This window comes from Enterobacter sp. JBIWA005 (assembly GCF_019968805.1).
Taxonomy (GTDB): Bacteria; Pseudomonadota; Gammaproteobacteria; order Enterobacterales; family Enterobacteriaceae; genus Enterobacter; species Enterobacter vonholyi.
The window spans coordinates 3,855,998-3,868,386 of the sequence record NZ_CP074159.1 but is presented as its reverse complement, the minus strand read 5'-3'; the positions used below and the strand labels follow the sequence as shown (position 1 = coordinate 3,868,386).

The window sequence follows — 12,389 nt, the reverse complement described above, 5'->3', positions numbered from 1 at the left end:
CCGGGCGATACAGCATCACTCTTCCAGAGAATACGGCAGCGGCTCAATACTCAGCGTATTCGCATCGTCACGCACGCGGAACACGCTGTCGGCTTCCATGTCATTATTCATAACGGCCTGCACCAGAAGACGTCCATCATCCAGCTGTACGGCGGCTAATACGGTGCCGGTACGGCGCCAGTTTTCACCCATCTTCAGCTCTAAATCTTCACCCGCTTCAGGGACGCGGCTGGCATGTCCCGCGAGTGTCCACAGCGCACGTTTGTTTGCCCCGCGGAATTTTGCACGCGCGACCATCTCCTGGCCGGTGTAACAGCCTTTTTTAAAGCTTATGCCGCCCAGTGCCTGCAGGTTGGTTGCCTGAGGAATAAACTGCGCGCTGTTTGCTGCGTCAATTACCGGCAGACCCGCTTCGATGTTCAGCGCCAGCCACTGCTGACTGTTGTTAAGCTGCGCTTCGCCGCGCAGCGCCTCGGTGATGCGCTCGGCGGTTTCGGCATCCGTGACTAACAGAAAACGCTCTGCCGGGTGTTCAAACCACAGGATGGAGGTGGCGCCTTCGCTGACGAGCTGCTTTTCGGCATCCGGCAGTTCGCTAAAGAGATTTTTCAGCGCCGCACGTGCCTGGAAGCCGGCCACACCCAGCAGGACATGTTCGTTGTCCGGGGCGATAGTGACTTTGGAAAAGACTGCGTACTTTTTCAACTCTTTGAGCTGGGCCTCCTGCAGGCTGCGGCGCTCAATAAAGGCAAAACCATCCTGACGGCGGAACAGACGCAGGTTGCTCCACATTTTGCCTTTTGGGTCGCAATGGGCGGCCAGCAGGTGCTGGTGTTCGGTCATCTGGCTGACGTCGGCGGTCACCTGGCCCTGCAGATATTTTTCGGCGTCGGCACCGGTGAGCGTCGCCAGCGCCCAGTCATCAAGAGAAATAAGCGTCAGCGGCAGACGCGCAGAGGCGGCGGGCTGGCGAGGAGAAAATGGTGTAAATGCCATAACGAGATCCTGAATTGCTTAACGCTTTGATAATGCCTAATGGTAAAAGAGCCTGCAGGCAATGCAAGCGCTTTCAACGGGCCATTTGTGCCCTAAACCGGTTATGCGTAACGCTACGCAAAATAATGTAATCCGCTGTCTTTGTAGGGGTTATTCGGGAAGCCTGCTCGGCGATCGCAATATTCCAGTAATGAAACGGTCAAAAACACGTTACACTAGCTGGTGTCCCCGTAGAGAAATAAAGAACACTGAACGGGGGATCGACTGTGCCAAACGTAATGCAGGAAACTGAACATGGATATTAACAACAAGGCCCGTATTCACTGGGCGTGCCGTCGCGGAATGCGTGAACTTGATATTTCCATCATGCCTTTCTTCGAATATGAGTATGACACCTTAAGCGACGATGATAAGCGTCTGTTTGTTCGCCTGCTTGAGTCTGACGATCCAGATTTATTCAACTGGCTGATGAACCACGGCAAACCCGCCGATACCGAGTTGCAACGGATGGTGCAATTAATTCAAACACGGAATCGGGAACGTGGTCCTGTGGCAATCTGATCTTCGCGTCTCGTGGCGCTCGCAGTGGATGTCTTTATTGCTCCACGGCCTGGTTGCGGCCTTTGTGTTACTGATGCCGTGGCCGTTAAGCTATACGCCGCTGTGGCTGCTGTTACTCTCGTTTGTCGTTTTTGACAGCGTACGCAGCCAGCGTCGAATTAATGCCCGTCAGGGAGAGATCAAATTACTGATGGATTCCCGCCTGCGCTGGCAGGGTAAAGAGTGGGATATCCTCGGTATGCCCTGGATGCTCAACTGCGGCATGATGTTACGGTTACGCAAGGTGGACGGCGGGCGTTGCCAGCATCTTTGGCTGGCGGCTGACAGTATGGATGCTGCCGAGTGGCGAGACCTGCGCCGGATGCTATTGCAACAGACGACGCAGGGATAATACGCGTTAGCTAAACTTTTCAGCCATTTCGCCCAAAATCTGCTCGCACCAGGTTTGCAGGCGCTCATCGCTGAGATCGTACTGGTTGGTTTCATCCAGCGCGAGTCCAACAAACAGCTCGCCGTCGGCAATAATCGGCTTTTTACTGGTGAACTCGTAACCTTCGGTTGGCCAGTAGCCGATGAACGACACCCCTTTCGGCGCCAGTTTGTCGTGCAGCATGCCAAGCGCGTCCAGGAACCACTCCCCGTAACCCAGCTGATCTCCCATGCCGTACATGGCAATGATTTTGCCGTCGAGATTGACTGAATCAAGTTGATCCCAGATGGCTTCCCAGTCTTCCTGTATCTCACCAAAATCCCAGGTTGGGATGCCGAGGATCAGTACATCGTACTGTTCCATCAGCGCGACCGCGTCATCTTTCAGGTTATGCAACGTCACCAGTTCCGGGCCAATGATGTCGCGAATTTTCTCTGCCGCCATTTCGGTGTAGCAGGTGCTGGAACCATAGAACAGACCAATATTCATCGCGTAACTATCTCATTTCTTGCGTTGACTTTGCGCGTAGTGTACCAGAAACCGGTCACAATCAGGCATAATGGCCTGACTGCAGAATCAAAGGGGCTGATGTGGAAAAGGATCTCGCACTCGTTGAACAGTTTCTCGACGCGCTGTGGCTGGAAAAAAACCTGGCCGAGAATACGCTCAGCGCCTACCGGCGCGATCTTACCATGCTGGTGGAGTGGCTGGCCCGTCGGCAGCTCTCGCTGGCGAGCGCGCAAAGCGACGACCTGCAGGCGCTGCTCGGTGAACGTGTAGAAGGGGGGTACAAAGCCACCAGTTCCGCGCGTTTGCTCAGCGCCATGCGTCGGCTTTTCCAGCATCTCTACCGTGAGAAGATTCGCCAGGACGATCCCAGCGCGCTGCTGGCATCCCCTAAGCTCCCGCAGCGGCTGCCGAAAGATCTCAGCGAAGCGCAAGTTGAGAGATTATTACAGTCACCGGCAGTTGACCTGCCGCTGGAGTTACGCGATAAAGCCATGCTTGAGCTATTGTATGCTACCGGCCTGCGCGTTTCGGAACTGGTTGGCCTGACGATGAGCGACATCAGCCTGCGTCAGGGCGTGGTGCGCGTCATCGGTAAAGGCAATAAGGAAAGGCTGGTTCCGCTGGGCGAAGAGGCGGTTTACTGGCTGGAAACGTATCTGGAGCATGGCCGTCCGTGGTTGCTCAACGGCGTGTCTATCGATGTCCTGTTTCCTAGCCAGCGCGCACAGCAGATGACGCGACAAACGTTCTGGCATCGCATCAAGCATTACGCCACACTGGCGGGTATCGACAGTGAAAAGCTTTCGCCGCACGTATTGCGTCACGCCTTCGCGACGCATCTGCTCAACCACGGCGCTGATTTACGCGTGGTGCAGATGCTGCTGGGACACAGCGATCTTTCCACGACGCAAATTTACACCCATGTCGCGACGGAACGCCTGCGGCAGCTACACCAACAGCACCACCCTCGAGCGTGAGTGCCGACGAATTGTAACAGGATCACATATGAAAAAGTCTTTCGCGCTGTTCACCCTGCTGGCAGCCTCCTTTACTGGTTTCGCCCATGCGGACGACGCCGCCATCAAACAGTCGCTGGCTAAGCTCGGCGTCACCGGAAGCGATATTCAGCCTGCGCCGGTCGCTGGCATGAAAACAGTACTGACCAACAGCGGCGTGCTGTACGTCACTGAAGACGGCAAACACATTATTCAGGGGCCAATGTACGACGTGAGCGGCGCGCAGCCGGTCAACGTGACCAACCAGCTGCTGATGAAAAACCTGAACGCGCTCGAAAAAGAGATGATCGTCTATAAGGCGGCGCAGGAAAAACACGTCATTACCGTCTTCACCGACATCACCTGCGGCTACTGCCACAAGCTGCATGAAGAGATGAAAGACTACAACGCGCTGGGCATTACCGTGCGCTATCTTGCCTTCCCTCGCGCGGGTGTGCAGAGCCAGCCAGAGCAGGACATGAAGGCCATCTGGTGTGCGAAAGACCGCAACAAAGCCTTTGATGATGCGATGAGCGGAAAAGAGGTTAAGCCAGCCTCCTGCGATATCGACATTGCTAACCACTACGCGCTGGGCGTGCAGTTTGGCGTGAGCGGGACGCCAGCGATTGTCCTGAGCAATGGCTATGTCGTTCCGGGCTATCAGGGACCGAAAGAGATGAAAGAGTTCCTTGACGCGCACCAGAAACAGTTTGGTGGTAAATAATCCGCGTGAAAGCCCCGATAAAATTGCGCCGCCGCGAGGCGGTTGAACCGGTTGATTTGCCAGACGATCTCCCGGCGCTGCTTAAGCGCCTCTACGCCAGTCGCGGCGTGCGTAGCGCTGAAGATCTTGAACGCAGCGTGAAAGGGATGCTGCCCTGGCAGCAGCTGAGCGGTATCGAAAAAGCCACTGAGATGCTCTACAACGCCCTTCGTGAAGGAACGCGGATTGTGGTGGTAGGGGATTTCGACGCCGACGGCGCAACCAGCACCGCGCTGAGCGTGCTCAGCCTGCGCGCGCTGGGCTGCGATAACGTCACGTATCTGGTGCCGAACCGTTTTGAAGACGGCTACGGACTCAGCCCGGAAGTGGTCGATCAGGCCCATGCCCGCGGTGCGCAGATGATCATGACCGTCGATAACGGGATCTCTTCCCATGCGGGAGTCGATCATGCCCACGCGTTAGGGATCCCGGTGCTGGTTACCGATCACCACCTGCCGGGAGAAACGCTGCCCGCAGCGGAAGCGATTATTAACCCCAATCTGCGCGACTGCGATTTCCCATCGAAATCCCTCGCAGGCGTGGGCGTGGCGTTTTATCTGATGCTGGCGTTACGGACCCTGCTGCGCGATAAGGGCTGGTTCGAATCCCGCGGTATTGCCGTGCCAAACCTGGCCGAATATCTCGATCTGGTGGCGCTGGGTACCGTCGCCGACGTGGTCCCGCTCGATACCAATAACCGTATCCTGACCTGGCAGGGCCTAAGCCGCATCCGGGCAGGCAAGTGCCGTCCGGGGATCAAGGCGCTGCTGGGAATTGCCAACCGCGACCCGCTCAAGCTGGCGGCAAGCGATTTGGGCTTTGCGCTCGGGCCGCGCCTGAACGCGGCCGGAAGACTGGACGATATGTCCGTCGGCGTGGCGCTGCTGCTGTGCGACAACATCGGTGAAGCGCGCGTGCTGGCCAACGAGCTGGACGCCCTGAACCAGACACGTAAAGAGATTGAGCAGGGGATGCAGGCCGAAGCGCTGACCCTGTGTGAAAAACTGGAGCGCAGCGGCGATACGCTGCCGGGCGGCCTGGCGATGTACCATCCCGAGTGGCATCAGGGCGTGGTCGGCATTCTGGCGTCGCGCATCAAAGAGCGCTTCCACCGCCCGGTGATCGCGTTCGCACCCGCGGGCGACGGCACGCTGAAAGGCTCTGGCCGCTCAATTCAGGGGTTGCACATGCGTGATGCTCTGGAGCGTCTCGATACGCTGTACCCGGGTCTGATGATCAAGTTCGGCGGCCATGCGATGGCGGCTGGCCTGTCGCTGGAAGAGGCGAAATTCGACGAATTCCAGCGCCTGTTCGGCGAGCTGGTCACCGACTGGATTGACCCGGCCCTGCTGCAGGGGGAAGTGGTGTCCGATGGCGAGCTTTCACCGCTTGAGATGACGATGGACGTGGCGCAAATGCTGCGCGATGCCGGCCCGTGGGGGCAGATGTTCCCGGAACCGCTGTTTGACGGGCGATTCCGCCTGCTGCAGCAGCGCATTGTCGGCGAACGTCATCTGAAAGTAATGGTCGAGCCCGTGGGCGGTGGACCGCTTCTGGACGGCATTGCTTTTAACGTCGATACCTCCATCTGGCCGGACAACGGCGTGCGCGAGGTCGAGCTGGCGTACAAACTGGACATCAACGAGTTTCGCGGTAACCGCACCCTCCAGATCATCATCGACAATATCTGGCCAATTTAGCGGCAGTAATCTCTGTAAAAAAGGGCGTGGATTCGGTACAATCCCGCTCTTATCACCGCATTTTGACAAGTCCATAAAAGAAAACAGACCATGTTTGAAATTAATCCGGTAAAAAACCGTATTCAGGACCTCACGGAGCGCTCTGACGTTCTTAGGGGGTATCTTTGACTACGATGCCAAGAAAGAGCGTCTTGAAGAAGTAAACGCCGAGCTGGAACAGCCGGACGTCTGGAACGAACCTGAACGCGCACAGGCGCTGGGTAAAGAGCGTTCCTCTCTCGAAGCTATCGTAGATACGCTGGATCAAATGGCCCAGGGGCTGGAAGATGTTTCCGGTTTGCTGGAGCTGGCCGTCGAAGCTGACGACGAAGAAACCTTTAACGAAGCCGTGGCAGAACTCGACGTGCTGGAAGAGAAGCTGGCGCAGCTTGAATTCCGTCGCATGTTCTCCGGCGAATACGACAGCGCTGACTGCTATCTCGATATTCAGGCAGGTTCTGGCGGCACCGAAGCGCAGGACTGGGCCAGCATGCTGACGCGTATGTACCTGCGTTGGGCAGAAGCGCGCGGTTTCAAAACCGAAATTATCGAAGAGTCTGAAGGTGAAGTTGCGGGTCTGAAATCCGTCACCATCAAGATCATTGGCGATTACGCCTACGGCTGGCTGCGTACCGAAACCGGCGTTCACCGCCTGGTGCGTAAGAGCCCGTTCGACTCCGGCGGCCGCCGTCATACCTCCTTCAGCTCCGCGTTCGTTTACCCGGAAGTTGACGAAGATATCGATATCGAAATTAACCCGGCGGACCTGCGTATCGACGTTTACCGCGCATCCGGCGCGGGTGGTCAGCACGTTAACCGTACGGAATCGGCGGTGCGTATTACCCACATTCCAACCGGGCTGGTAACACAGTGCCAGAACGACCGTTCCCAGCATAAGAACAAAGACCAGGCCATGAAGCAGATGAAAGCGAAGCTTTATGAGCTGGAGATGCAGAAGAAAAATGCTGAGAAACAGGCGATGGAAGACAACAAGTCTGACATCGGCTGGGGCAGCCAGATCCGTTCTTACGTCCTTGATGACTCCCGCATCAAAGACCTGCGTACCGGGGTTGAAACCCGTAACACGCAGGCGGTGCTGGACGGCAGCCTGGACCAATTTATCGAAGCAAGTTTGAAAGCAGGGTTATGAGGAACCAACATGTCTGAACAACAAGCACAGGGCGCTGACGCGGTAGTCGATCTTAACAACGAACTGAAAACCCGCCGCGAGAAGCTGGCAGCGCTGCGCGAGCAGGGCGTGCCGTTCCCGAACGATTTTCGTCGTGACCACACCTCAGACCAACTGCACGCTGACTTCGACGCGAAAGAGAACGAAGAGCTGGAAGCGCTGAACGTTGAAGTGGCCGTTGCAGGCCGCATGATGACCCGTCGTATCATGGGTAAAGCCTCCTTCGTGACCCTGCAGGACGTTGGCGGCCGCATTCAGCTGTACGTTTCCCGTGACGATCTTCCGGAAGGCATCTACAACGAGCAGTTCAAGAAGTGGGACCTGGGCGATATCCTGGGCGCGAAAGGTAAACTGTTCAAAACCAAGACCGGTGAACTTTCTATCCACTGCACCGAGCTGCGTCTGCTGACCAAAGCCCTGCGCCCGCTGCCGGACAAATTCCACGGCCTGCAGGATCAGGAAGCGCGCTATCGTCAGCGCTACCTGGATCTCATCTCTAACGATGAATCCCGCAAGACCTTTAAAATTCGCTCCCAGATCATGGCCGGTATCCGCCAGTTCATGGTCAACCGCGACTTTATGGAAGTGGAAACCCCGATGATGCAGGTGATCCCTGGCGGCGCGTCTGCGCGTCCGTTCATCACCCATCACAACGCCCTGGACCTGGACATGTACCTGCGTATCGCGCCGGAACTGTACCTGAAGCGTCTGGTGGTTGGTGGTTTTGATCGCGTGTTCGAGATCAACCGTAACTTCCGTAACGAAGGTATCTCCGTTCGTCATAACCCAGAGTTCACCATGATGGAACTCTACATGGCGTATGCGGATTACAAAGATCTGATTGAGCTGACCGAATCTCTGTTCCGTACCCTGGCTCAGGATATTCTGGGCACCACGCAGGTCCCTTACGGTGAAGAAGTCTTCGACTTCGGCAAGCCGTTCGAAAAACTGACCATGCGCGAAGCGATCAAGAAATACCGTCCGGAAACCAACATGGCGGATCTGGATAACTTCGACTCTGCGAAAGCGATCGCCGAAAGCATCGGTATCAAGGTTGAGAAGAGCTGGGGTCTGGGCCGTATCGTGACCGAGATCTTCGAAGAAGTGGCCGAAGCGCACCTGATTCAGCCGACCTTCATCACCGAATACCCGGCGGAAGTCTCTCCTCTGGCGCGTCGTAATGACCAGAACCCGGAAATCACTGACCGCTTCGAATTCTTCATCGGCGGCCGTGAAATCGGTAACGGCTTCAGCGAGCTGAACGATGCGGAAGACCAGGCTCAGCGTTTCCAGGACCAGGTTGACGCGAAAGCGGCAGGCGACGACGAAGCGATGTTCTTCGACGAAGACTACGTGACCGCGCTGGAACACGGTCTGCCACCAACGGCGGGTCTGGGCATTGGTATCGACCGTATGGTTATGCTGTTCACCAACAGCCACACCATCCGTGACGTGATCCTGTTCCCGGCGATGCGCCCGGTGAAGTAAGACGTTAAGATGTAAAAAAAGCCCCGAAAGGGGCTTTTTTATTGCGCCGCGAAGGCTTTAAGTTCTTCGCGGGCGGCCGTCGCTTCCATGACCATCCACGGGCTAAAAGCCCAGGGCGTCGCGTCCAGCGCGCGGAATAACGCCTCCAGCTCAACCCACTGATAGTCCATCACTTCATCTTCGTTTATCGTCACGTCATTGGTGATGCGGGCGGCGAATACCGGGCAAATTTCATTTTCCACGATCCCGGACGGGTCGGTTTCCCGATAGCGAAATTCAGGGGCGACGGCGGTGATATCGGTCAGTTCAGCGCCCACTTCAAAGCGGCAGCGGCGGATTATCGCCTGGACTGTCTCTTCGCCGGACTGCGGGTGGCCGCAAACGGAGTTGGTCCAGACGCCGGGCCAGGCTTTTTTGCTTAAGGCGCGCCGGGTGATCAGACATTCGCCTTTTGCGTTAAAAAGCCAGGAAGAGAACGCCAGATGCAGCGGGGTATGTAACGTGTGCGCGGCATATTTTTCCTGAGTGCCAATCACCATTCCCTGGTCGTTTACCAAAATAACGTGTTCTTGAATACTCATTGATGCTCCAGTGCCAAAATGCCGAGTGGTTCAGCACCATCAGCCGAAGCATTATACTGCATTCTTATACGAACGGTTTGGCTCGTAGAGCGGAAAAGGGCATGACCCTTATTCGTTTTGGCTGTTATCATAGTGCGCCATTCACGCTGACCGAGGATCTGTTTTGTTTGCAGGAAGCCTGACGAGAAACCCCATTACCGCCATTTTTTGCCTGACGCTGACGCTATTACTGGTGGGCTGTTCAGGGAGCACATCTTCGGATACGGGAAGCTATTCCGGTTCGGTCTACACCGTTAAGCGCGGGGACACCCTGTACCGGATTTCGCGCGCAACGGGGACCAGCGTGAAGGATCTGGCGCGACTGAATAATCTCTCTCCGCCCTACACCATCGAGGTGGGGCAGCAGCTAAAGGTTAGCGGCGGATCGTCCGCGGGCAAAAAATCCTCTTCGAAAGGCAAAACCGCCAAAGTGACGCCGTCCTATCAGGTGCCGCAATCGTCATGGCCGCCGGTTGGACAGCGCTGCTGGATTTGGCCTGCCAGCGGTAAAGTGGTCTCCCCTTACTCACTCTCTGAAGGTGGCAACAAGGGTATTGATATCGCCGCTGCGCGCGGTACGCCGGTTTATGCCTCCGGGGCCGGGAAGGTGGTTTACGTCGGTAACCAGCTGCGCGGCTACGGTAACCTGATCATGATTAAGCATGGCGAAGACTACATCACGGCCTATGCGCACAACGACACGATGCTGGTCAACAACGGGCAGAACGTCAAAGCCGGGCAGAAGATTGCCACCATGGGCAGCACCGGTACGGATTCAGTGAAGCTGCATTTCCAGATCCGCTATAAGGCGACGGCCATCGATCCGCAGCGCTATCTTCCTGCGCCCGGCAGCAAACCGAAGTGCTAAGTGATTATTTAATCGCCGGTTAGTTGTGAAGAGGCTTGTATGAAGGTGTGTAAGGTCTATAATGCCTTACGCACCTCAAAGCGGGCGTAGTTCAATGGTAGAACGAGAGCTTCCCAAGCTCTATACGAGGGTTCGATTCCCTTCGCCCGCTCCAGCTTTTCATGATGTTATTTTCATTTGCCTGCTTTTTACCCTGTCTACGCTTTTCCATACAGGTATCGTCATGCTGTTTTTTTGATAGCTTCAACGAAGTTATCACGCATCCCTCCATATTTAGCACTGAGCTATCAGGCGCCGTAAGAATTTGCAGTACGATGAATACAACGGATAATTTTATCTGCACTGCTAGCTGATCTTTATATTTAACTATTGAGATGATTGGTTAATATTTTATCAAAGGATAAATAATAAAAATTACAGTTATGACGCTCTTCGTCATAACGGAGTTTATTTTTTTACTTAACGCAAATATTACTACCAATTATAGTAGCCTTCTTTTTGAGACTATTCCCTATTGCGCCAGAGTTGGCATACTGAAGAAAATCAAAAAATTATTCTTTTATATGTGCTATTACAGCAAAGCCGCCTTTTTTTGCTCGTTATTTTTTTGCTCTCTGAGCCATGCAGCCCCCCTTACTCCTGCTGACCGGGACACAGTGCGTCAGCAGCAGGAGGAACTGTTATTAAAGAACCAGCAACAGCGTGAGGAGCTGGAGCGGAGTATTCCTCGCCCCGCGCCCGCCAGACCGCTGCCGGTTACCGGCTCCGGACCCTGTTTCACCATTCATACCATTACCCTTTCCGGTGCGACCTTAATCTCCCCGAAAACCCGGCAGGCCCTTGTCGCGCCGTGGCAGGGCCGGTGTCTGGATATGGCAAAAATAACGGAGCTTCTCGCCCATATTTCTGACTGGTATATCAGCCGGGGATATATCACCAGCCGCGCTTTTCTTACCGAGCAGGATCTCTCCGGCGGTCAGCTGAATATTGTTGTGCTGGAAGGACGGCTGGAAGCGATCCGCCTGGAAGGCGAAACGCCGCACATGCTGAAAATGGCGTTTCCGGGACGGGTCGGCGGCATCCTTAATTTACGCGACATCGAACAGGGCATGGAGCAAATTAACCGTTTGCGTGCCGAACCGGTTCAGATTGAAATTCTTCCGGGAACGCAGGCCGGATATTCCATCGTTAACCTCACGGCAAAACCGGAATTTCCCTTAAGTGCATCGGTAAGCCTGGATAATAGCGGGCAGAAGAGCACCGGTGAAAATCAGCTGAATGGCGTGCTCACCGCGAATAATATGCTGGGGCTGGCGGATAAATGGTTTGTCAGCGGCGGGCGCAGCAGCGATTTTGCCAGCGCGTACGATGCGCAGAACTTCCAGGCGGGCGTCAGCGTGCCGTTTGGCTACGGCCTGCTGGACTACAGCTACGCTTGGAGTAACTACCGGACCACCATCAGTAACCAGGGGTTTAACTGGCTCTCCACGGGCGATACGAAAACCCACCGCGTTAACGCGTCCTGGGTGGTCTTCCGCAACGGGGAGGTGAAAACCGGCATTGCGGCTGGCGTGGTTCAGCGCTCCAGCCGCAACTGGCTCAACGACGCGCCGCTTCAGAGCAGCACGCGCAACCTCTCCAGCCTGGTTCTGGGCATTACGCACACGCAAAAAATGCTGGGCGGCGTGGCGACCTTCAACCCGACCTGGAGCCACGGCATGCCGTGGTTCAGTGCCGAAACCGACGAAGATAAGTCCGGGGATATGCCGCGCGCGGAATTCCGTAAATGGAGCCTGAACGCCAGCTTCCAGCGTCCTGTCGCCCGTAACGCCTGGTGGCTGACCAGCGCCTACGGCCAGTGGTCGCCCGACCGGCTGTACGGCTCTGAGCGCCTGACGCTCGGCGGCGAAAGCTCCGTGCGCGGTTTTAAGGAGCAGTACCTGTCCGGGGACAACGGCGGCTACTGGCGCAACGAGCTGGGGTATTCCCTCTTCACCCTTCCGGTGATTGGCGCGGTGAGCGCAACGGTCGCCGTTGACGGCGGCTGGCTGGAAAAAGACCGTCAGGACCGCTTTGCCTCCGGCACGCTGTGGGGAGGCTCGGTGGGGCTGAGCAGCGCAGGGCGCTGGTACAGCAGCCAGATTTCGGTCGGTACGCCCCTGCACTACCCCGACTGGCTCGGCCCGGATCATGTGAGCGTTAACTGGCGCATTGCCTTCATGCTTTAAGA

The 12,389-nt window shown here is 56.0% G+C and carries 12 protein-coding genes and 1 tRNA gene; 10 read left to right on the top strand and 3 right to left on the bottom strand.

The features are described 5' to 3' along the window. Positions 1 to 15: 15 nt before the first annotated feature. A complete protein-coding gene (gene ygfZ, locus KGP22_RS18275) occupies positions 16 to 996 on the bottom strand; it encodes a tRNA-modifying protein YgfZ (RefSeq protein ID WP_223580462.1) in 981 nt (326 codons plus the stop codon). Positions 997 to 1,290: 294 nt separating this feature from the next. On the opposite strand from ygfZ, the gene sdhE reads away from it, so the two are divergent. Both sdhE and KGP22_RS18265 read left to right on the top strand, forming a co-directional pair. Then, positions 1,291 to 1,557, top strand: a complete 267-nt coding sequence (sdhE, locus tag KGP22_RS18270; RefSeq protein ID WP_006178375.1) for an FAD assembly factor SdhE — start codon at positions 1,291 to 1,293, stop codon at positions 1,555 to 1,557. Further along, on the top strand, positions 1,538 to 1,948 hold the full coding sequence (locus KGP22_RS18265; protein WP_021242050.1) for a protein YgfX: 411 nt from the start codon (positions 1,538 to 1,540) through the stop codon (positions 1,946 to 1,948). The genes sdhE and KGP22_RS18265 overlap by 20 nt, the downstream gene beginning before the upstream one ends. Positions 1,949 to 1,954: 6 nt before the next feature. Here the strand turns inward: KGP22_RS18265 and fldB are convergent, their stop codons facing one another. Further along, positions 1,955 to 2,476 (bottom strand): flavodoxin FldB, encoded by a 522-nt coding sequence (fldB, locus tag KGP22_RS18260; protein WP_008499710.1) that lies wholly within the window; start codon positions 2,474 to 2,476, stop codon positions 1,955 to 1,957. A gap of 101 nt (positions 2,477 to 2,577) precedes the next feature. Between fldB and xerD the strand changes: the two genes are divergently transcribed. The 5 genes from xerD to lysS all read left to right on the top strand — a co-directional run bounded on the left by xerD (position 2,578) and on the right by lysS (position 8,671). Continuing rightward, entirely contained in the window at positions 2,578 to 3,474 is an 897-nt protein-coding gene (gene xerD, locus KGP22_RS18255; RefSeq protein ID WP_111963202.1) for a site-specific tyrosine recombinase XerD, read from the top strand. Between the two features lie 28 nt (positions 3,475 to 3,502). After that, entirely contained in the window at positions 3,503 to 4,216 is a 714-nt protein-coding gene (dsbC, locus tag KGP22_RS18250; RefSeq protein ID WP_149367671.1) for a bifunctional protein-disulfide isomerase/oxidoreductase DsbC, read from the top strand. Positions 4,217 to 4,221: 5 nt separating this feature from the next. After that, on the top strand, positions 4,222 to 5,955 hold the full coding sequence (gene recJ, locus KGP22_RS18245) for a single-stranded-DNA-specific exonuclease RecJ (protein ID WP_223580461.1): 1,734 nt from the start codon (positions 4,222 to 4,224) through the stop codon (positions 5,953 to 5,955). A 90-nt stretch (positions 5,956 to 6,045) separates the two neighbouring features. Continuing rightward, positions 6,046 to 7,144, top strand: a protein-coding gene (gene prfB / locus KGP22_RS18240; protein WP_096151315.1) for a peptide chain release factor 2 whose coding sequence is annotated in 2 segments (ribosomal slippage) — positions 6,046 to 6,120 and positions 6,122 to 7,144 — 1,098 coding nt in all. Because the reading frame shifts where the segments join, the coding sequence is not laid out codon by codon here. Positions 7,145 to 7,153: 9 nt separating this feature from the next. Then, complete coding sequence (gene lysS / locus KGP22_RS18235; protein WP_021242046.1) at positions 7,154 to 8,671, top strand: lysine--tRNA ligase; 1,518 nt, start codon at positions 7,154 to 7,156, stop codon at positions 8,669 to 8,671. A gap of 38 nt (positions 8,672 to 8,709) precedes the next feature. Here lysS and idi read toward each other — a convergent pair whose 3' ends face one another. Next, positions 8,710 to 9,252: an isopentenyl-diphosphate Delta-isomerase gene (gene idi, locus KGP22_RS18230; protein ID WP_111963199.1), complete on the bottom strand. Its 543-nt coding sequence runs from the start codon at positions 9,250 to 9,252 to the stop codon at positions 8,710 to 8,712. Between the two features lie 163 nt (positions 9,253 to 9,415). Between idi and actS the strand changes: the two genes are divergently transcribed. The 3 genes from actS to KGP22_RS18215 all read left to right on the top strand — a co-directional run bounded on the left by actS (position 9,416) and on the right by KGP22_RS18215 (position 12,387). Then, positions 9,416 to 10,159 (top strand): amidase activator ActS, encoded by a 744-nt coding sequence (gene actS, locus KGP22_RS18225; RefSeq protein ID WP_223580458.1) that lies wholly within the window; start codon positions 9,416 to 9,418, stop codon positions 10,157 to 10,159. A gap of 80 nt (positions 10,160 to 10,239) precedes the next feature. After that, positions 10,240 to 10,313: transfer RNA gene (locus KGP22_RS18220), tRNA-Gly, on the top strand. A gap of 409 nt (positions 10,314 to 10,722) precedes the next feature. Further along, positions 10,723 to 12,387 carry a ShlB/FhaC/HecB family hemolysin secretion/activation protein gene (locus tag KGP22_RS18215; protein ID WP_223580457.1) on the top strand — a complete coding sequence of 555 codons (1,665 nt, stop codon included), beginning with the start codon at positions 10,723 to 10,725 and terminating at the stop codon, positions 12,385 to 12,387. The last annotated feature ends 2 nt before the right edge of the window (positions 12,388 to 12,389 follow it).